The organism is Roseiarcus fermentans (assembly GCF_003315135.1).
In the GTDB taxonomy this organism is placed as follows: Bacteria; Pseudomonadota; Alphaproteobacteria; order Rhizobiales; family Beijerinckiaceae; genus Roseiarcus; species Roseiarcus fermentans.
Genome location: NZ_QNRK01000049.1, coordinates 1 through 19,952, shown reverse-complemented (window position 1 = coordinate 19,952; position 19,952 = coordinate 1). Strand labels below are relative to the sequence as shown.

Genomic DNA, 19,952 nt, shown 5'->3' with positions numbered 1-19,952 from the left:
CTGGCTCGCGGCAAGGACAAACGAGCGCCTCCGGCGCCCGACCAGGTCACAACGAGCCGTCCCGATCGATTGTTCCCCGCGCCCGGCGGAGGGTCGCGGCGCTCCTCCCCGCCCGGTTCACGCCGGCTCGAGCACCAGCGTGGCGGCCGCGGTGTTGCTGATCGGGATGTGGTAGGTCTGGGTGACCTTGCGCATCGGGCCGGGCGAGGCCGCCGCCCGGGCGGCGAGCCAGTTGATCAGCTCCACGCCCTGCGTGCCGGTCTTCTCGACCAGCTCCAGAACGCTGAACTGGGTCGCCCATTCCGGGTCGTCGGCCATCGTGTCGAGGAATTTCAGGTCGAACGGCTTGTTGATGAAGCCGGCGCGCTGGCCCTCGAGCTGGTGGCTGAGGCCGCCCGAGCCGATGGTGACGACCTTCAGATCCCTGTCCCAGCCCGCGATCGCCTCGCCGACCGCGCGACCCATGGCCCAGCAGCGTTTGGCGCTCGGCAGCGGGAACTGCACGGTGTTGATGCAGATCGGCACGGCGGCCGGCGCGTCGCCGTCCGGCCAGAACAGTTTCAGCGGCACCGTGAAGGCGTGGTCGACCAGCATCTCCTGGCAGGTGACGATGTCGAAGTCGTTTGCGATCAGGTGATCGATGATCGCCCAGGAGAGCTCCGGGACGCCCTTGAACGGCGGCAGGGTCGGGATGCCCCAGCCCTCGTCGTCGTTGCGGTATTGCGCCGCCGCGCCGACCGCGAAGGTCGGCATCTTGTCGAGGAAGAAGTTGAGGCCGTGGTCGTTGTAGAACACCGCCACGACGTCCGGCTTCTCCCTGGCGAGCCATTCGCGCGGCCGATCGAAGCCGTCGAAGAATCGCTTCCAGTAGGGTTCCTTTTGCAGGCCCCGGGCGATGGCGCCGCCGATGGCGGGAATGTGCGAGGTTGCGAGCGCGCCGACGATCCTTGCCATGGTGTCCTCCCTCTCAGAGCGTTTCGGGCTGGTCGTTCTGGGCGACGAGGCGCGCCTTGAACGCCTCCTTGGTCAGGCCGGTCTGGGCCGCGCCAAGGTCCTGCACGTCGAGGCCGAGGATGCCGGCGAATTTCGCGAGGTAGTAGACGTTGCCGCCCGCGGCGAGCAGGCCGAGCACGTCGCGCTTGCGGATCGCCTCGGCCTGGGCTTCGTCGAGGCCGTAGGCGCGCATGTAGGCTTCCTCGTCGGCGCGAAACGTCTCCCGGTTCTCGGCGCTGTTGAAGGAAAAGCACATTCTGTTCAGCGCGTAGCCGCGCATCGCGACCGTTCCGTCGAACGGCGTCGTGCCGAAGATTGCCTGCGACCCTGCCATGGGACCCTCCCGAGAATAACGATTTCCAAACCGAATATCGGTTCCATTGCCAAACAACAATGCATGCGTAATCATGAATCGCATGAGCGATTTCGATTGGTCGGATCTCGACGCCCGGCTGCTTCGCCTCCTCGTGGCGATCGCCGAAACCGGCTCCGTCACCGGCGCCGCGCAAAAGCTCGGCGTCACGCAGTCGGCGGTCAGCCACCTCGCCGGCAAGCTCAGGCAAATCGTCGGCGACCCGCTGTTCGTGAAGTCCGGCCGCGGCATCGTCGCGACGGCGCGGGCGGAGGCGCTGGCGGTGCGGGCGCGCGATCTCCTGCGCGATCTCGAACGCTTCGCCCATTGCGAGACCTTCGACCCGGCGCGTTGGCGGACGACCTTCGTCATCGCCGCCAACGACCTGCAGCGCGACGCGCTGCTGCCGGGGCTGGTCGCGGCCTTGCGCCAGCGCGCGCCGGGCGTGGCGCTGCGCATCGTCCCGTCCGACGTGCCGACGGCCGAGATGCTGCGCGACGAGCGCTGCCATCTGATCATCAGCCCGCGGCCGCCCCAGGGGGCCGACATCATGCAGAAGCGCCTGTTTCAGGACCGTTACCGGGTGTTTTACGATCCGGAGCGGCGTGCGGCCCCGAGCACGCGCGACGATTACCTCGCGGCCGACCACGTCACCGTGGTCTACGAGCCGCGGCGGGCGCTCGATCTCGACGCCCATCTGGCGACGAGCGGCGTCCAGCGGCGCTTCGTCGTGACGGTTCCGAGCTTCGCCGGCGTGCCCGCCTTCCTGCGCGGCGGCGACCTCGTCGCGACCGCGCCGAGCCTGTTGCGGTTCGGCCCGTTTCAGGGTCTGGCCAGCGCCCCGCCGCCGGTCGCCTGCCCGCCCTTGCCGATGTTCCTGATCTGGAGCCGGCGGGATCACGACGACCCGGCCCACCGCTGGATGCGGGCGCAGGTGGAGGCGGCGGCGAAGCCGGTCGGGGCGCGGGCGCGGGGAAGCGCGGCGAGCGCGCGCGCCGTTGACACGGAACGCCGCGGGGAGGAGGTTGATTAGGCGCGACGAAATGTCGCGACCCACAACCAGGGAGGCGGCCATGAGGATGATGCTGCGGATGGTGATCGACGCCACCGACGGAAGCGATGCGATCCAGTCCGGCGCGATGCAGAGGGCGATCGGCGCCCTCGTCGAAAAGCTGAAGCCGGAGGCGGTCTATTTCTCCACCGAGGACGGCATGCGGGCGGGCTACATCGTCTTCGACATGACGAGCGCGAACCAGCAGGTGGAGATCGGCGAGCCCTTGTTCGACCTGGGCTGCGAAGTGCATCTGACGCCGTGCATGACGCCGGACGAACTGCAGGCTGGATTCGCGGCCGCGGGGCGGTAGAAGCCGCGGCTGGCGTTTCGGGCGGGCCATTTGCCCGGCGGGCGCGTGAACAAGCTCCGGTCAGGCCGCCTCGGGCTTGTTCACCGGCTCGATGCCGTCGAGGATTTTGCCGAGGCCGCGTCCCGCGACCTGAAGATCATAGTCGGCTTGCAGATTGAGCCAGAGTTCCGCCGTCGTCCCCAGCGCCTTGGCCAGGCGCAGCGCCGTGTCGGCGCTGACGCCGCTTTGCCTGCGCCGCGCCCCCCGGACGGAAGGCCCTCACGGCGCGGCCCGCTGCCGCTCCCGCCACGCCCGCGGCGTCAGCCCGGTCCGGCGCTTGAAGAAGCGGTTGAAATAGGCCGGGTCGTCGAAGCCGAGCTCGGCCGCCAGCGTCTCCGCCGGCGCCGCGATCCAGGTGAGCTTCCGGCACGCCTCGCGCGTCAGCCGCTCGTGCACGATCTCGAGCGCCGACCGCCCGCTTTCGGCGCGCGCGAGCCGGTTCAGCCGCTGCGTCGAGAGCCCGAGGGCGACGGCGTAGCGTTCGAGCGGCCAGCGCTCGAGCAGGTGGGCTTCGACCAGCAGCAGGAAGCGCGAGAACAGCGCCTGGTGGCGATGGCCCCGCTCGCTGGCCCGTCCGATCCGGTCGCGCGCCTCGGCGAGGCGCCACACCACGGCGCGGGCGAGCCAGGCGGGCGCCGGCGACGCCGCCGCGCCGGGCGAGGCGAATTCGGCTGCGAGCTGGCGCACGAGCCCGTCGATCCGCCCGACCGCGGGATCGTCGCGGGGAAGCGTCACCACGCCCGGGGCGAGGAACAGGGCGCGGAAGGCGGCGGAGGCCTCCGCCTCGCCCTCGACCAGGAACCGCGCGCTCAAGGTCAGCACATGCCCGTCGGCGTCCGGCGCGAAGCGGAAGCCGTGCACCACGCCCGGCGGCGCGATCACCGCCGCCGGCGCCGCCACCTCGCCCCGCCATTCGTCGAGCGCGACGGCGGCCCCGCCGCGCGCCAGCCACACCGTCTGGTAGAGCCCGTGGTGGACGTGCGGCCGGATCTCCCAATCGTACAGCCGGCTGCGCGACGGGATGTCCTCGATGTGGAGACGCTCGCGCCCCGGCTCCGGGTCCTCGCCGTAGAGCGAGAAGCTCGGGATCGCGGCGGGGCGGCGGCGAGCCGCGGGGCGGCTCGCGGAGGGGGCGGTCATCGATCGACGGTCCTGAACGCCTTCGGCGGCGGGCCTTGCGGGGCCAGGCGCGCCTCAGACGCAAAGTTTGATCGAAAAGTGCAACTTTTGCACATGGTTTCGACCGGGCGCCGCGCCGCCCCCGGCGCTATCCTGCCGCCAAAGAATAACCGGGGGGAGCCCATGCTGCGTTTCGATCCCTATTCGCCGTCCGTCGACGCCGATCCGTTCCCTTATTACAAGCGCCTGCGCGCCGCCGCGCCGTGCTTCTTCTCGGAGGAAGCGCAGATGTGGATTCTGACGCGGTTCGCCGACATCGTCGGGGCCGGGCAGGACTGGAAGACCTTTTCGTCGGCCAGCGGCAACATGATGACCGAGCTGCCGAACCGCGCCGGCGCGACGCTGGGCACCACCGACCCGCCGCGCCACGACCGCCTGCGCGCGCTCGTCAATTACGCCTTCATGAAGCGCAACCTCGACGGCCTCGCCGACCCGATCCGCGACATCGCCCGCGGCGCGGCCGAGGAGTTGCGCGGCGAGACGACGTTCGACTTCAAGGACTATTCCGCCAAATTCACCGTCCGCGTCCTCGCCGCCGCGCTCGGCCTGCCGATGGGCGACGAGGCGATCGTCGACGAGGAGACGGTGCGCGAGAAGGCGGTCATCATGGTGCAGAGCGACCCGCGCACCCGCGCCAAGGGGCCCGAGCACCTGGCCGCCTTCGAATGGATGCGCGACTACGCCGCCAGGGTGATCGCGATGCGCCGCGCCGAGCCGCGCAACGACCTGATCTCGAACTTCGCCTCCGCCGAGATCGACGGCGACAAGCTCGACGAGCGCGAGGTGCTGCTCACCACCACGACCCTGATCATGGCGGGCGTCGAATCGCTCGGCGGCTTCATGATGATGTTCGCCTATAATCTCGCGACCTTCGCCGAAGCGCGCGAGGCGGTGGTGGCCGACCCCGCCCTGCTCGCGGACGCGATCGAGGAGAGCCTGCGCTTCAACACCTCCGCCCAGCGCTTCAAGCGCCGCCTGATGCGCGACGTCGAACTGCACGGCCAGACGATGCGGGAAGGCGACTTCGTTTGCCTCGCCTACGGCTCGGGCAACCGCGACGAGCGCCAGTTTCCCGATCCCGACCGCTACGACATCGCGCGCAAGCCGCGCGGGCATCTCGGCTTCGGCGGCGGCGTGCACGCCTGCCTCGGCACGTCGATCGCGCGGCTCGCCACCAAAATCGCCTTCGAGGAGTTCCACAAGGTCGTGCCCCGTTACGCCCGCGTCGCCGATCAGCTCGCCTGGATGCCGTCCTCGACCTTCCGCAGCCCTCTGGCGCTGGAGCTTGCGGTCCACTAGAGCCTTGGCGGCTCGAGGCGGCGGCGACCTCTCCCGCTCGCGGTCGAGCGGCGTGCGCCGCCTCGACGGGTTGGCCGTCCGCCTTCCGGGAACACGATGGGTGACGCGAGCATGACGGCGGACAGCGCGAGGGCGATCGCGTTCATCGGATTCGGCGAGGCTGCGCAGGCGTTCCTCGCCGGCTGGCGCACGGAGCCCGGCTTCGTCGCCACGCTCGCCGCCTACGACATCAAGACCGATTCGCCCGACGCCGCCGTGCGCGAGGGCAAGCGCGCGGACTACGTCAGGGCGAACGTGATCGGCGCCTCGACAGCGCCCGCGGCGGTCGCCGGCGCGACCTCGGTCTTCTCCGTCGTGACGGCGGATTCTGCGCACGAGGCCGCGATCGCCGCTCTGCCGGGGCTCGCGCCCGGCGCCTTTTTCTTCGACTGCGATTCCTGCGCCCCGCAGACCAAGGCGCGCAGCGCGAAAGCGGTCGACGCGGCGGGCGGCCGCTACGTCGACGTGGCGGTCATGGCCCCGGTCCACCCGCGCCTCCACCGCACCCCGCTGCTGATCAGCGGGCCGCACGCCGAAGCCGCGCTCCCCGTGCTCGCCGGGCTCGGCATGGCGGCGGCGATCCACGACGGGCCGGTCGGCTCGGCCTCGGCGATCAAGATGATCCGCTCGATCATGATGAAGGGGCTCGAGGCGCTGGTCGCCGAATGCGTGCTCGCCGGGACGAAGGCGGGGGTCATCGACACGGTGCTCGACTCGCTCGACGACACCTATCCGGGCTTCGACTGGAAGGCCCGCTCGGCCTACATGCTCGAACGCGTGATGACCCACGGCGTCCGGCGCGCGGCCGAGATGCGCGAGGCGGCGCTGACCGTCGAGCTGCTCGGCCTCGATCCCGCCATGTCCGCCGCCTCGGTCGGATGGCAGCAGGCGATCGGCGAGCTCCGCCTCGCCGCCACGCCCGAGGAGGCGGCGGACTATCGCATCCTTGCCGACAAGATTCTCGCCCGCCTGCCGCCGCGGCAGCCGTGACCGTCTTTCGCTCGCGGTCGCGGGCCGCTAACGTCGCGCACAAGAACCGTCCAAACCATGCTCGGCTTTGAGGGAGGAACGAAGATGACCGCCAGGACCAGCACGCTCTGCGTCGCGCTCGCGGCGCTGCTCGCGGCAAGCCCCGCGCTCGCCGACGACAACAGCGTGACGATCGGCATGATCCTTCCGATGACGGGCCCTTCGGCTTCGACCGGCAAGCAGGAGAAGGCCGGCGCGGAGCTCTACCTCCAGCAGCACGGCGACACGGTCGCCGGCAAGACAATCGTGCTCGCGGTCAAGGACGACACCGGCGCCGCCGACGTCACCAAGCGCCTCGCGCAGGACCTGGTCGCCAACGATCACGCCGCGGCGCTGATGGGCTTCGGGCTGACGCCGCTGGCGCTCGCCGCCGCGCCGATCGCGACGGAAGCGAAAGTCCCGGAGATCGTCACCGCCGCCGCGACCGCGAGCATCACCGAAAAATCGCCCTTCATCGTGCGCACCTCGTTCACGCTGCCGCAGGCCTCGGCGCCGATGGCGCAATGGGCCTTGAACAACGGCGTCAAGAAGGTCGTCACCATCGTCACCGACTACGGCCCGGGCGTCGACGCCGAGAAATGGTTCGGGGAGACGTTCGAAAAGGGCGGCGGGACGATTGTGGAGAGAATCCGGGCGCCGCTGAAGAACCCGGACTTCGCCCCGTTCCTGCAGCGCGTCGCCGATGACAAGCCGGACGCGGTGTTCGTGTTCGTGCCGTCGGGCTTCGGCTCGGTGTTCATGAAGCAGTTCGTCGAGCGCGGGCTCGACAAGGCGGGCGTCAAGCTGATCGGAACCGGCGACGTCACCGACGACGACCAGCTCGCCGACATCGGCGACGCGGCGCTCGGCGCCGTGACCGCGCACCACTATTCCGCCGCCCACGATTCGCCCGAGAACAAGGCGTTCGTCGCCGCCTTCGAGAAGGCCAACGCCGGCATGCGCCCCAACTTCATGGCGGTCGCGGCCTATGACGGCATGGATCTCGTCTACCGGGCGCTCGAAAAGACCAAGGGCGACGCGAGCGGCCCGGCGCTGCTCGCGGCGATGAAGGGCATGAGCTGGACGAGCCCGCGCGGCCCGGTCTCGATCGACCCCGAAACCCGCGACATCGTGCAGAACATCTACGTCCGCAAGGTCGAGAAGACCGACGGGGCGCTCTACAACGTCGAGTTCGCGACCATTCCCGACGTGAAGGACCCCTACAAGGCGGGCAAGCATTAGCGGCGTCGGCCCCGGCCGTGGAGAAGCGTCGCCCCAGTCTCGGCTTCTGTCGCCCCTGCGAAAGCGGGGATCCAGACTCGCCGCGTGAAGTCGAGTCCGGTTGCGCGGACCGCCGCTTCCAAAGCGGCGGCCGCGCGGCTCCGGAGGCCGGCATACGCGGGCATGACATGGACAGCCGCCGATGCTGACGATCCTGTTCGACGGCGTCGCCTACGGCATGCTGCTGTTCGTGCTGGCGAGCGGGCTCTCGGTGACGCTGGGGCTGATGAACTTCATCAACCTCGCCCACGGCGCCTTCGCCATGGTCGGCGGCTACGTCACGGCGCTGCTGATGGAGCGCCTCGGCGCGCCGTTCCTCGTCACGCTGCCGGCGGCGTTCCTTGTCCCAGCGATCCTCGGAATCGTCCTCGAGCGCACGCTGTACCGCCGCCTCTATGGCGCGAGCCCGCTCGACCAGGTGCTGTTCACCATCGGCCTCGTGCTGATGGCGATGCCGATCGCCGATTATTGGCTCGGCGCCGAGGCGCGGCAGGTCCACCTGCCGGACTGGCTCTCCGGCAGCCTCAGCCTGTATGGGGTCGGGATCAGCCGCTACCGGCTGTTCATCGTCGGCGTCTGCGGGGCGATCGCGGCGGCGCTCCAGATCTTCCTGGTCAGGACCCGTTTCGGGGCGCAGCTCCGGGCGGCGGTCGACGACGCCCGCGTGGCCAACGGGCTCGGCATCGACGTCGACCGCATCTTCGCCATCACGTTCGCGGTCGGCTCGGGCCTGGCGGGCCTCGGCGGCGCGCTGGCGGCCGATGTCGTCGGCGGCGTCGATCCGTCCTTCCCGCTCAAGTTCCTGGTGGCGATGCTGATCGTCGTCACCATCGGCGGCTCGAACGGCATTCTCGGCGCGCTGTTCGGCGCGCTCTTGCTCGGCGTCCTCGACGTCGCCGGCAAGTACTACATCCCGTCGATCGGCGCGTTCATCATTTACGGCGTCATGGTCGCGACCCTGATCGTCCGGCCGCAGGGCCTGTTCTCCCGCGGGGACGGCCGATGAGCGGCGCATCCTCGGCGGTCGCCCGCCGGATCGAGGCGCATCTCGCCCGGCGCCGCCGCTGGCGGGCGATCGAGATCGTCTTCTGGCTCGCGGCGCTGGGAACGATTCTCGCCTTTCCGTCTCGGGCGGCGCTGATCAACGAGATCGTTATCGCCGGGCTGTTCGCCCTGTCGCTCGACCTCATTCTCGGCCTCGCCGGCATCGTGTCGCTCGGGCAGGCGGCCTTCCTCGGCGTCGGCGCCTATGCCGCCGCCATCCTCGCCAGCAAGGATCTCGGCGATCCGACGCTCGGGCTCGCCGTCGGCGCGCTCGCCGCCGGCGCGCTCGGCTTCGTCACCGCGCCGCTGCTGCTGCGCGGCGCCGACCTCGCCCGGCTCATGGTGACGCTCGGCGTGTCGCTGATGCTCGGCGAACTCGCCAACCGCAGCGCCTGGCTCACCGGCGGCGCCGACGGCCTGAACTTTTCCATGAGCCCGGTGCTCGGCCTGTTCCCGATCGGCTTCACCGGCCAGCGCAACGCGGCGCTCTACAGCTTCGTTGTCCTCTTCGTCCTGTTCGCGCTCGCGCGCCGGCTGCGCCAGTCGCCGTTCGGGCTGGCGCTCGCGGCGATCCGCGAGAACCGGCTTCGGGCCGGCGCGCTCGGCATCGCCACCGGCTGGCGCATCGTCGCGATCTACACCGTATCAGCGGCCTATGCCGGCGCGGCCGGAGCGCTGCTCGCCCAGACCACGCAGATCGTGTCGCTCGATCTGTTCGACTTCCACCGCTCGGCCGACGGACTGCTGATGCTGATCATCGGCGGCGCGGGCTACCTGTACGGCGGGATCATCGGCGCGGCGATGTTCATCGTGCTGCGCGACGTCATCTCGGCCGCGACCCCGGAATATTGGGAGTTCTGGATCGGGCTCCTGCTGGTGGCGCTGGTGCTGGTCGGCCGCGAGCGCCTGCGCGACATCGTGCTCAGCCGCGCCGCCCTCGTGTGGCCGAAGGCCGCAGGACGGGGCGCGGCATGAGCAGGCCGGCCCTCGAAGCGCGCGGATTGATGAAGCAGTTCGGCGCGCTGCTCGCCACCGACAGCGTGTCCTTCGCGCTTCAGCCCGGGGCGCGGCAGGCCTTGATCGGCCCCAACGGCGCCGGCAAGACGACGCTGATCAACCTTCTGACCGGCGTGATCAAGCCGACCGAGGGCCATGTCGTCCTGAACGGCCAGGACGTCACCGCCGTGTCGGCGAGCGAGCGCGTCCGGCTCGGCCTGTCGCGCACCTTCCAGATCAACCAGCTCTTTCCCCATCTGACGCCGATCGAGTCGCTCGGCCTCGCGATCTCCGAGCGCAACCGCTCCGGCGCCGATTTCTGGCGGGTGGCGGGAACCAGGGCCGCGATCGTCGCCGAGATCGAGGATCTGATCACCCGCTTCGGGCTCGAAGCCGACATGGACGTCCCGACCCACAGGCTCGCCTACGGCAAGCAGCGGCTGCTCGAGATCGCCCTGGCGCTCGCGACCCGGCCGCGCGTGCTGCTGCTCGACGAGCCGGCCGCGGGCGTCCCGGAGGAAGAGCGGCAGGACATTCTCGCAGCCCTCGCCGCCCTCCCCGCCGAGGTCGCGATCCTCTTGATCGAGCACGACATGGACCTCGTCTTCACCTTCGCGACGCGCATTTCGGTGCTGGTCGCGGGACGGCTGCTGACCGAGGGCGATCCGGAGACGATCGCGAAGGACGAGCGGGTGCGCGCCGTCTATCTCGGCGAGGACGGTCATGGCTGAGCAAATGTCCCCGGTCCGGCCCGCGGACGAGGCGCGAAACGGCAGGGACGGCGTCTCGCCGCCCCAGGGCGCTCGCGAGCGCGGGGATGTTGGGCGCCTATGGGCGCGGGCGGAACGCGCCGCGCCGGGACGTCGTCATGGCTGAGCTGCTCCGGGTGGAAAACCTCTCCGCCGGCTACGGCGAGGCCCGCGTCATCCAGGGGCTCGACTTCGCGCTCGAGGATGGCCGGTCTCTCGCGCTGCTCGGCCGCAACGGCGTCGGCAAGACCACGCTGATCGACACGCTGGTCGGGGTGACGACGCGCTTCTCCGGCCGCATGTCCCTGGGCGGCCGGGACATCACGACGCTCACGCCGCACGCTCGCGCTCACGCAGGAATCGGCTGGACGCCGCAGGAGCGCAACATTTTTCGGTCGCTGACGGTGGAAGAGAACCTGACCGCGGTCGCCGTCCCCGGACCCTGGACGGTCCGGCGCGTGTACGACCTGTTTCCGCGGCTCGAGGAGCGGCGCACCAACGGCGGCCGGCAATTGTCGGGCGGCGAGCAGCAGATGCTGGCGATCGGCCGCGCCCTGATGCTGAATCCGCGCCTGCTGCTGCTCGACGAGCCGACCGAGGGCCTCGCGCCGATCATCGTCGACGAGCTGCTGGCGGCGCTGCGGGAGCTCGCGAAGGCGGGCCTGTCGATGATCATCGTCGAGCAGAAGCCGAAGAAGATCCTGCCGTTCACCGACCACGCCATCGTGCTCGACCGCGGCGCGATCGCCCACGAAGCCCCGAGCGCCGACCTGCTCGCCGACCCGGCCGCGCTCGACGCGCATCTGACGGCGAGCCGGAAGGGGTGAGGGGGCCGGGCCGGCCGGCCGGCTCCCTTCGACACGAGGGTTGTTCCGCGTTCGCAATGGAATGTCGGGGAATCGACGCAGACGTTGCGGATCGCGGAGTGCGAACGGCGAAAGTGGGTCAGAAAGCGCGCGCTGCCTGCGGGCGCGACGTCGCCCGCTGCGTCACAATCATCTGTCGGGAATGCCGGCCTTGGAACCGCCGATCGCCTACTCCGGTTGCGGTGGCAGGAGATAGTCGCGCTTCACGCGTTTTTAGAGGACTTGCGTTTTAGATGATACAACATTATTGTTGTAAGAGATGATTCCTGTCCTCGCCCCTCTTCCCGGTTCGCCGTGGCCTGTACTGCCCGCCGGGATACACCCGGCGAGCCTCAACGAAGTGGGGGTGGCCTTCGCCACCGACGCCTGGAGACGCGAGTTGTTTGATGGTTTGGTTGATGCGTGCGGGAGTCTGCTGCGAGCAGGATGCCGGACGGTCTATCTCGACGGCAGTTACGTGTCAGGGAAACCGAAACCAGGCGATTTTGATGCATGCTGGGACCCTAGCGGCGTGAACCGGGCGTTACTCGATGCGGTTTTCTTGCAATTCCAGAATGGCCGCGAGGCTCAGAAGCGGAGGTTCAAAGGCGAGTTCTTCCCTTCGTCAATGATGTGTACGGATGTCGGACAGGCATTTGTTGATTTTTTTCAAATCGATCGTTTCACAGGCAAACAAAAAGGAATTCTCTCTATTCAGCTTCCGGCCGATCCGTTTCTTTCGAGGAAGGTGCAGCCATGATCTATAGCGACAAGCAGCGCAGCGTAGCGAGTGCACAACTCTCAAAGTTGCGGAATGCGCTTGCATCCGCAGAGGATCACGCCGCAGATCAGCTTTGGCTCAGGCAAGCGGAGATCGACGCGCTGAAAAGTCAAATCGCGGACATCGAGGCTGAAGTTGCGGAGTACGATCTGCTTAAATCTGGTCAAAGTTCCTTCTCGAAAACTTCTTCTCTCGAAGAGTTGCCGCGCGTGCTCGTGCAGGCGCGGATCTCATCAGGAATGAGCCAGACCGACCTTGCCGAGAAGCTCTCTATGAAGCCACAACAAGTGCAGCGTTACGAGGCGACAGATTACATGGGCGCGAGCTTGGCGCGGCTTGTTGAGGTGGCGCGAGCCGTTGGTGTCAAGGCGGCAGGAAGTTTCGAGGGGCCAAGGCAGGGTGACGGATCGGTCTTCGTTTGGGGCGATTCCGACGACATCGCTTGGGGCCAATTTCCCTATAGGGAAATGATAAAACGCAAGTGGTTCGATTTGCCACGCAATTCGAACCCGATCGAGAAGGTGAAGGAGTATTTCCTGCGCTCGGCCGGGCCTCAGTTCGCGACAGCGCTTCACCGCAAAAAGATGCGGAGTGGCAATGTGCCAAACGAATACGCGTTGCTCGCATGGCAGGCACGCGTACTAGAGCGCGCGCGAGCAAAGATCGATGCTGGAGGAGTCGGCACCTTCGAGTTGGATGACCGGTGGCTGCCGGGTTTGGTGCAGATGACTCAACTCAGTGACGGGCCGGCGCGCGCCCGCGATCTTCTCGCCGATCGAGGCATCGTGCTGGTTGCTGAGCGGCATCTGCCAGGGACCTACCTCGACGGCGCGGCCATGCTGGCTGATGGAGAAGCTCCCGTTGTCGGACTCACGCTGCGGCACGACCGGTTGGACAATTTTTGGTTCGTACTGATGCACGAACTGGGGCACATTTTTCTGCATCTATTCGACGGGCATCGCTTCGACTTCTTCGACGAAGAAAGTGCGAGCGATACCGATAAGATCGAGGTAGAGGCTGACAACTTCGCCCTTGATCGGTTGATACCCCAAGGCTTGTGGGACCAGTGCCTATCGCGCTTCGGGCTTTCTGAAGAGGCGGTTAGGATCGATGCGGAGACGATCGGAATTGATCCAAGTATCATTGCGGGTCGCATCCGTAAGGAGCGCGGGAATTACACCATCCTGAACAAATTGGTTGGCCAAGGTCAGGTGCGTTCCCAGCTTGAGGAGGCGGGCGATGATCTTGACTAGTGGGATGTATGTTCCGGCACTGCGTTGGCGTCAGGGCGAATATCAGGCGCTAGCGCGCCTACCGGCAACGGTCAGGGACCGCCTAGTGCCTTACATTAGCATTCCTGAGGTCGAATTCGATTTTGAATTGTGGCAGCCAAAAAAAACCGTTCAGGAGCATGTCCATCCGTTTGCAGCCCGCTTCAACGCGAAGTGGGGGAAGCGCGCTGCGTGGGTCGGAGTGCATCCGAGTATTTTAGGCAAGCCAATGGGAGACGGCCGTGATATTTTCGCATATGTCTTTGAAGCTCTGCGGGTATTTAAAGCACGCGCAATTCCTGCGGTTCTGCTTGATTTCTCAGGCCCCCTTGTCAAGTCCGTACGGGCGGTTCTCGCGACGGATGGACTTGGAGTCGCGATCGCCATCCGGTTGGAAGACATGATGAAGGCGGACGCCCGCAGTCGCGTAGAGGCTTTAGCTAAATTGCTTGGCGTGCCGCTTGGCGAGGTTGATCTGATTATCGACCTAGGCGCGCCCAATTTCGAGCCGTACAACGTCTTTGCGGGCGCGCTGGTCGCCGCGATGCGCCGCCTTGGCGATCTTAGTGTATTTCGAAATTTCGTGGTCATCGGCACGGCCATCCCGCAGACCTTCAAGGACGTGGCTAAGGGGGCTAACCAGTTGCCGCGGCACGACTGGCTCTTTTACCAGACGCTGATCGATAAGCTTCCGGCCGGCATGCGGCGGCCGAATTTCGGCGATTACACGATTGTGCATCCGGACTTCGCGCCGTTGGACATGCGCAAGATCAAGTCGGCCGGGAAGCTTGTTTACACCACAATTGCGGAATGGGAGGTAAGAAAAGGCGGGTCTTTCCGAGACAATCCTAGCCAGATGCACGATCACTGTGCATCCATCGTGGCGTCGGGCAAGTTCAAGGGGGACCACTTTTCAAGCGGCGATGATTACATCGCCAAATGTGCTGCTCACACTAAAGGGCCTAGCAATCAGCCATTCTGGAAGTTCGTTACAATTAACCACCACATCACGCACGTTCTTGATGATCTCGCCAAGTTTTACGCCGCAACATAAAACATCGTATCGACACGGTGATTTGACGCAAAGTCATAACTTCGCAGAGGATATTGTAAAGTTGCTTTCTCGGTCGTCTCAAGTCCTTGGCCGGATAGCCGATACTACTTAGAAGATCGATTACCTCATCGCGCCAAAGAAGGTGCGCCACCATCACCGGATCGACATCGGGATTGACTGCCGCATTGCGCACGACCTGAAAGCTCATGCTCCCCCTTGGCCCGTACTCAGCAGCCATCACGCCGCACCACTGAGGCGAATGTTCAACGACGGCTGAAACATGCTTTGACGCAGCAACGAAAGTGAGCTTCTCAAGCGTTTGCCGATAGATGTCGATTTGTGCCGCCAGACGGTCCAACGTATCCTTGGCGCTCTTGATTTCGTAGCCGTGGATGGACCCGTTTATCACGGCCACGTCGATACGACTTTTCGCATGAGCAAGCCCCAACTCGTCAATCACAATGGTTTGAGGATTGGCTCGTACGCGACGCAGGTACTTCATGTGCAGCGCGGAGCGAATTTCTATGTCGCCACTCTTCGTCATCATCAGTGCGGTCTTCCCCCAAAATCTTTATTAGCCGAATTTTCGTCGTCGAGCCAACCAGCATTTTGGCTCATCCGGAGAAGACGATCGACATCAGGACGTACGCACTGGCGCTCTCGTCGCGTCGGGTGACCAACCGGGAAGGGCAGCAAGGGGGAGGCCTTGACCCGTCCGCCAAGTCCTCCGCCAACGTCCGCAATTTGCGCAGTCCCGCCGTCCCTCGCGGGCGGGCCGACGCGCAGAAGCGGCGCCCCCTGCCGTGCCGGAGCGAGCGGGAACACGTTCGCCAAGTCTTCCGGCAACGAGCGCAAATTGCGCGTTACGTCCTTTCATGCTCCGCCAGCCGCCGCCACGCACGCCGGCGTCGCCTGCCGTAACAGGCGACGCCCTCTTACATCAACGGCTTGCCGTCCGGCGCCGGGACGCCGACCCGGATCAGCCGCGAGAAGTCGGGCGACCCGTCGGCCGCCTTCGCGCGCGCGTCGATCCGCGCCCGCTCGATCAGCTCGGCGAGCGGAATGGCGTTGGTCACCGCGCCGTGGTCGTAGAGGTAGCTCGGCAGGTAGCCGTTGACGATCAGCCGCCAGTCGAACGGCAGCACGCCGCCGAGGCTGCGAATGAGCCGGGTGACGGCGGTGGTGCAATTGGTGGTGAGTGAATTGTACCAGCGCGGTTCGCGGGCGAGCGCGTCGGCTTCGTCGACATAGCCGACCAGCAGGGTGCGGATCGCCGCGGGCGAGGCGCGCAGCCGGTAGAGCTGGACGTCCTCGCCGCGCACGTTCGAGCGCAGCCGCACCACGTCGCGCTCGGTCGCCGCGATCGACACCAGCGTGTGCGAGCGAAAAGCGTCGGCGACCGGCGAATAGACGCTGCCCTTCTCGCGCCGGACCTCGAGCGACCAGGCCAGCACCTGCCCGTCGTCGAATTCGAAGCTCATGATCAGATGGGCCATCTGCGGCCCGGCCCAGTAGGACAGGATGAGGTCGAGCGCCTTCAGCTTCGACAGGTCGTAGCGGCGCGTCTCCCAGGCTTCCGTGAAGTCGTCGTCGGAGCGCCAGTCGAAGTCGCGCACGTCGGTGAGCGTCAAAATATCGCCGTCGATCGTCCCGGTCGTCTGCCGGGCGACGTCGGCGGTCCAGTTTCCGCCCTGCGGCGGCGTGATCGTGCTCCACCAGACGAGAATCCCGGCGAAGGCGAGCGCGAAGGCGCCGAGCGCGCGCCAGCGCAGGCGGGTGAACAGCGCGACGATCGCGGCGATTGCGGCGACCGCGGCGAACCCCGCCGCGACCGCCCGGACCGCATCCGGCCCGGGACAGCGGAACCACAGCGCCAACGCGCTCCACAGTCCGATCGGCGCGACGATCAGGAGCGCCAGGAGAAGCATCAGGATCGCCGAAACGACGCGGCCCGCTGTCATGATTTCCCCCCGCACTCCCGGCGCGCCCGCCGCATTCCGTCCTTACGGCAGGCGCAGGTCGCCGTCAGCTCTTGACGAGGCCGAGCTTGATCAGGCTTTCGGCGGTGGCGACGAGGGCGTCCTCGCGCGAGCGCGGCGACCAGCCGAGCAGCCGCTTCGCCTTGTCGGCGGTGGCGTTCTTCACCTTGCCGAGTTCCGGAACGATCTGCTGGACGGAGGAGTCGGCGAGCGAGACCAGCCGCACCAGCCAGTCGGGCAGCTCGCGCGTCGTCGCGCGCTTCGCCTTGTCGCCGAGACGCGTCTTCAGAATGCGCGCCATGTCGGCGAGGGTCAGGAAGTCGCCGGCGACCGCGAGGAAGCGTTCGCCCTTGGCGCGCGCATCGGTCATGGCGCTGAGGTGCAGGTCGGCGACGTCGCGCACGTCGACCACCCCGAAGCGCAGGTGCGGCAGGCCCGGCATCGCGCCGTTCAGCATGCGCTGGACGATCATGATCGAGGTCGACGTGTCCGGCCCGAGCGCCGGCCCGAACACCCCGACCGGATTGACCACGGCGAGCTCCGGCCCGCCTTCCCTGGCGACGAAGTCCCAGGCGGCGCGCTCGGCGATCGTCTTCGACTTGACGTAGGCGGTCAGGCCCTCCCCCTTGAGGTTCGTCCAGCTCGTCTCATCGAACGGGGCGGCCTGCTCGGGATGGCCGTAGCCGACCGCGGCGAACGACGAGGTCAGCACGACCCGCTTGACCCCGGCGGCGCGCGCGGCCGAAAGGACCCTCAACGCCCCGTCGCGGGCCGGCCGGATCAGGTCGTCCTCGTGCTTCGGCACGGAGAACGGAAACGGCGAGGCGACGTGCAGGACGAAGTCGCAGCCGGCGACCGCCTCCGGCCAGCCCGCGTCGCGCTCGAGGTCGGCGGCGGCGAAGGAGAGGCGGTCGAGCCCCTGCGCGCCGGCCCGCGCCAGCTGACCGCGCACCGCCTCGCCGCGAGCGGGATTGCGCAGGGTGGCGCGGACCGAATGGCCCGCGGCCAGGGCCTGCAAGGCGCAGTGGCCGCCGATGAAGCCGGATCCGCCGGTGACGAGAACGAGACTCATGCGCTTCTCCCTGAAGCCCGAATGCATCGTTGGAACATGATGAAATCAGGTGGAAACACCGCCGTCATTGCGAGCGACCCCCGGGTCGAAGAGCCCGGGGGTCACTCGCATTGACGGACCTCAATTCATCCGGCGCTAGCCCGCGCCGTCGTTGGTCTGATGGCCGCCGGTCAGCGGCACGAACGGAATGACCTTGCCGCCGAAAATGTCGGACCGCGCGACCGACGGCCCGTCCGCGCCCGCCTTCTTGACCACCTTCAAGATGTGCTGCGCGCCGGGCGGGCCGACGGGAATGACCATGATTCCGTCGGGCTTGAGCTGCTGCAGCAGCGGCGGCGGGATGTGGTCGATGCCGCAGGTGACGATGATCTTGTCGAACGGCGCGGCCTCGGCCCAGCCGAAATAGCCGTCGGCGCTGCGGGTGGCGATGTTGGAATATTCGCTGTAGCCCGAGGCGATCAGCCGGTCGTAGACGCCGCGCGTGCGCGCCGCGAGCTCGGGAATGATCTCGATCGAATAGACCCGCGGGGTGAGGTAGGTCAGCAGCGCCGACTGGTAGCCGGAGCCGGTGCCGATCTCGAGCACCTTCTCGCCGTTGCGGATCTGGAGCGCGCTGGTCATCCGCCCCATCGTGCCGGGCGGGGTGATGGTGACGCCGAAGCCGATGTCGATGTAGTGGGCGACGTAGGCCTGGTCCTTGTCCTCGGGCCGGGTGAATTCCTGGCGCGGGGTGAGCAGGAAGGCGCGCTTCTCGGCCGCCGTATAGAGGTCGTTGAACGACAGGACCTCCTTGTAGCGGTCGAAGCGGCGCTCGAGATAGACCGGGTCCTCGCGGGTGTTCGCCTTGCCCCAGGCGACGAAGGCGGCCTTGTCGGCGAGCGGCGGCGCGAGGTCGCGGGCGAACGCGGTCGCGGCGGCGAATGGCGAAGCGAGCGCAGCCGCGCCCGCGCGGATCAGGAAATCGCGTCTTCGAATCATCCCCTCGGCTCACCCCTTCGTGTCTCTGAAGGCCCCGCAATCGGCCAAGTTTGTGGCGCGAACGTGAAAGGCGCGGCGAAAGCCCTTTTTCGTAACTGCAGAGGGGGGTGTTTGTGAGGAGCCGAGGGGCGCGCCCCGGGAGGGGCGGCGTCCCGCCGCCCGGGGACGCGGCCCCCTCCGTTGAGCGCCGCGACCCCCCTTACAGCTTGGGTTACCCGTATTCAGCGCCCGAGGCTGTCGTGCAGGAAGGCGATCAGCCCCGCCATGCCCCGCCGCGCCGCCGCGGCGTCGTAGCGTAGCATCATCCCCATCACGCTTTTTCCTCCCGCGAAGGCCGGATCGTCGAAGCAATGGCCCGCGGCGGGGAGGACGGAGAGCCGGACGTTGTCTTGCCCCTGCGCGAGCCGCCGGCAGTCTGCCGCCGGCGTCACCGTGTCGGCGGACCCGACCACGATCAGGGTCGGAATCGCGAGCCTTTTCCCCGCTTCGTTGGCGCAAGGGGGGTAGAAGGCCGCCGCCGCCTGGAAGGCGAGCCCGTTCGCGCCCGCTGGCGACGCCGCGGCCGCGAGCGCCCCGTCGCCGCCCTGCGAGAAACCCACGACCGCAATGCGCGCCGAATCGACGTCCGGCCGCCCGGCGAGAAAGGCGAGCGCCCCGAACGCGTCGGCAACGAGCTGCGGGAAGTCGACCGCACAGGTCTCCTTCAGGCCGCGGGTGGAAAACTCGTCGACGAACAGCGCCGCGTAACCGGCGTCGGCGAGCGCGGTTTCGATCGCGCGCCGGTTGGACGGCAGGCCGAGGCACGAATGCAGCAGCACGACCGCCGGAAACGGCCCGGCGCCGGAGGGCATCGAGAGAGCGCCGCGGATCGCCTCGCCTGCGGCGCTCTCGAACGACACAATCCGGTCGGGCGACGCTCGGCAGGGCGCGGCGAGCAGGGCGAGCGCTGCGACGGCGAGGAGGATGGGGAGGAAGCGCAAGGAGTCGGTCCGGGCGGCGAAGGCGTCACGCCGCCGGCTTAGGGACTTTCGCGCGGAAAGGGAACAGGCGCCCGGGGAAGGCCGTTGCGGGCGGCCCTTCCCCGCCGCGCCCCTTGGGCGACAGCCGGGGCGACGCGCAAGGCTACGACCGTTGAAGGCGGGTCGACATCGCGTCGATCGCCCCGATGATGTCTGCCGCGTCGGAAACCGGCTGCCGACGGCTGAACGCCTCCGCGGCGCCGCCCGCCTCCTCCAGCAGCGCGCCCGCGCCCCGGGGGCGTCGCCCGCGCCTCTGGCGTGTCCAGCTCCCGGGCGAGCGCGCGGCGGAGCTCCAGCTTTTGGCGAGCAGCCAATCATACAGAATACTTCAGGTAAAAACTGGCTTGCAAGCGGAGACGCGCGGGCCGGACCGGCGACCGGCACGGGCTCGTAATCCGAAAAACAGATTATTCGAGATTTATATTGCTATTTTCCAGAATCACCATCAGAATGCGGGGATGCACGGAGAAGCCCTTCCCGCGGATCGATCGACCTCGCGCGCCCCGCGCGTCGGCCAGCGACCGCGACCGACGCGGTCGACGACCGCCTCGACGACAACGCCCGGCGCTCTGCTCCGGTTACCATGCTCGCGCGCAACCCGCAAAACGGC

21 protein-coding genes are annotated in these 19,952 nt (G+C 67.6%); 12 read left to right on the top strand and 9 right to left on the bottom strand.

Translation table 11 applies throughout. From position 1 onward, the window contains the following. Positions 1-117: 117 nt before the first annotated feature. Both DFR50_RS28450 and DFR50_RS28445 read right to left on the bottom strand, forming a co-directional pair. On the bottom strand, positions 118-954 hold the full coding sequence (locus tag DFR50_RS28450; RefSeq protein ID WP_113893203.1) for a class III extradiol dioxygenase family protein: 837 nt from the start codon (positions 952-954) through the stop codon (positions 118-120). A gap of 13 nt (positions 955-967) precedes the next feature. Beyond that, positions 968-1,327 carry a protocatechuate 4,5-dioxygenase subunit alpha gene (locus DFR50_RS28445; protein ID WP_113893201.1) on the bottom strand — a complete coding sequence of 120 codons (360 nt, stop codon included), beginning with the start codon at positions 1,325-1,327 and terminating at the stop codon, positions 968-970. An 82-nt stretch (positions 1,328-1,409) separates the two neighbouring features. Here DFR50_RS28445 and DFR50_RS28440 point away from each other — a divergent pair, with 82 nt between their 5' ends. Both DFR50_RS28440 and DFR50_RS28435 read left to right on the top strand, forming a co-directional pair. Then, a complete protein-coding gene (locus tag DFR50_RS28440) occupies positions 1,410-2,378 on the top strand; it encodes a LysR family transcriptional regulator (RefSeq protein WP_113893261.1) in 969 nt (322 codons plus the stop codon). A 40-nt stretch (positions 2,379-2,418) separates the two neighbouring features. Beyond that, positions 2,419-2,709, top strand: coding sequence for a hypothetical protein (locus DFR50_RS28435; RefSeq protein WP_113893199.1), 291 nt, complete (start codon positions 2,419-2,421; stop codon positions 2,707-2,709). A 60-nt stretch (positions 2,710-2,769) separates the two neighbouring features. On the opposite strand, the gene DFR50_RS28430 is transcribed toward DFR50_RS28435, so the two are convergent. Next, the gene (locus DFR50_RS28430; protein ID WP_245428197.1) at positions 2,770-2,892 is read right to left on the bottom strand and encodes a hypothetical protein; all 123 of its coding nucleotides are present in this window, start codon (positions 2,890-2,892) and stop codon (positions 2,770-2,772) included. A 75-nt stretch (positions 2,893-2,967) separates the two neighbouring features. Then, positions 2,968-3,888, bottom strand: a complete 921-nt coding sequence (locus DFR50_RS28425; RefSeq protein ID WP_113893197.1) for a helix-turn-helix domain-containing protein — start codon at positions 3,886-3,888, stop codon at positions 2,968-2,970. A gap of 162 nt (positions 3,889-4,050) precedes the next feature. On the opposite strand from DFR50_RS28425, the gene DFR50_RS28420 reads away from it, so the two are divergent. From DFR50_RS28420 to DFR50_RS28375, 10 genes are all read left to right on the top strand, one after another. Then, positions 4,051-5,226, top strand: coding sequence for a cytochrome P450 (locus DFR50_RS28420; RefSeq protein WP_113893195.1), 1,176 nt, complete (start codon positions 4,051-4,053; stop codon positions 5,224-5,226). Between the two features lie 111 nt (positions 5,227-5,337). After that, complete coding sequence (locus tag DFR50_RS28415; protein WP_245428194.1) at positions 5,338-6,255, top strand: NAD(P)-dependent oxidoreductase; 918 nt, start codon at positions 5,338-5,340, stop codon at positions 6,253-6,255. Positions 6,256-6,339: 84 nt separating this feature from the next. Next, entirely contained in the window at positions 6,340-7,515 is a 1,176-nt protein-coding gene (locus DFR50_RS28410; RefSeq protein WP_113893257.1) for an ABC transporter substrate-binding protein, read from the top strand. Between the two features lie 181 nt (positions 7,516-7,696). After that, complete coding sequence (locus DFR50_RS28405; RefSeq protein WP_113893191.1) at positions 7,697-8,560, top strand: branched-chain amino acid ABC transporter permease; 864 nt, start codon at positions 7,697-7,699, stop codon at positions 8,558-8,560. Continuing rightward, a complete protein-coding gene (locus tag DFR50_RS28400; RefSeq protein ID WP_113893189.1) occupies positions 8,557-9,573 on the top strand; it encodes a branched-chain amino acid ABC transporter permease in 1,017 nt (338 codons plus the stop codon). Before DFR50_RS28405 ends, DFR50_RS28400 begins: the two co-directional genes overlap by 4 nt. Continuing rightward, complete coding sequence (locus DFR50_RS28395; RefSeq protein WP_113893187.1) at positions 9,570-10,325, top strand: ABC transporter ATP-binding protein; 756 nt, start codon at positions 9,570-9,572, stop codon at positions 10,323-10,325. Before DFR50_RS28400 ends, DFR50_RS28395 begins: the two co-directional genes overlap by 4 nt. 137 nt (positions 10,326-10,462) lie before the next feature. After that, positions 10,463-11,170 (top strand): ABC transporter ATP-binding protein, encoded by a 708-nt coding sequence (locus tag DFR50_RS28390; RefSeq protein WP_113893254.1) that lies wholly within the window; start codon positions 10,463-10,465, stop codon positions 11,168-11,170. Between the two features lie 298 nt (positions 11,171-11,468). Then, the gene (locus tag DFR50_RS28385) at positions 11,469-11,948 is read left to right on the top strand and encodes a DUF6932 family protein (protein ID WP_113893185.1); all 480 of its coding nucleotides are present in this window, start codon (positions 11,469-11,471) and stop codon (positions 11,946-11,948) included. Beyond that, the gene (locus DFR50_RS28380; protein ID WP_113893183.1) at positions 11,945-13,222 is read left to right on the top strand and encodes an XRE family transcriptional regulator; all 1,278 of its coding nucleotides are present in this window, start codon (positions 11,945-11,947) and stop codon (positions 13,220-13,222) included. Before DFR50_RS28385 ends, DFR50_RS28380 begins: the two co-directional genes overlap by 4 nt. Beyond that, positions 13,209-14,294: a beta family protein gene (locus DFR50_RS28375; RefSeq protein WP_113893181.1), complete on the top strand. Its 1,086-nt coding sequence runs from the start codon at positions 13,209-13,211 to the stop codon at positions 14,292-14,294. Before DFR50_RS28380 ends, DFR50_RS28375 begins: the two co-directional genes overlap by 14 nt. On the opposite strand, the gene DFR50_RS28370 is transcribed toward DFR50_RS28375, so the two are convergent. The 5 genes from DFR50_RS28370 to DFR50_RS28350 form a co-directional block, all read right to left on the bottom strand. Further along, complete coding sequence (locus tag DFR50_RS28370; RefSeq protein ID WP_113893179.1) at positions 14,248-14,841, bottom strand: sce7726 family protein; 594 nt, start codon at positions 14,839-14,841, stop codon at positions 14,248-14,250. The genes DFR50_RS28375 and DFR50_RS28370 overlap by 47 nt on opposite strands. A 388-nt stretch (positions 14,842-15,229) precedes the next feature. After that, the gene (locus DFR50_RS28365) at positions 15,230-16,255 is read right to left on the bottom strand and encodes an Lnb N-terminal periplasmic domain-containing protein (protein WP_113893177.1); all 1,026 of its coding nucleotides are present in this window, start codon (positions 16,253-16,255) and stop codon (positions 15,230-15,232) included. A gap of 64 nt (positions 16,256-16,319) precedes the next feature. Continuing rightward, positions 16,320-17,345: an SDR family oxidoreductase gene (locus tag DFR50_RS28360; RefSeq protein ID WP_113893175.1), complete on the bottom strand. Its 1,026-nt coding sequence runs from the start codon at positions 17,343-17,345 to the stop codon at positions 16,320-16,322. Between the two features lie 135 nt (positions 17,346-17,480). After that, positions 17,481-18,323, bottom strand: a complete 843-nt coding sequence (locus DFR50_RS28355) for a protein-L-isoaspartate O-methyltransferase family protein (RefSeq protein WP_245428192.1) — start codon at positions 18,321-18,323, stop codon at positions 17,481-17,483. A gap of 221 nt (positions 18,324-18,544) precedes the next feature. Beyond that, on the bottom strand, positions 18,545-19,303 hold the full coding sequence (locus DFR50_RS28350) for a dienelactone hydrolase family protein (protein ID WP_170153428.1): 759 nt from the start codon (positions 19,301-19,303) through the stop codon (positions 18,545-18,547). Between the last annotated feature and the right edge of the window lie 649 nt (positions 19,304-19,952).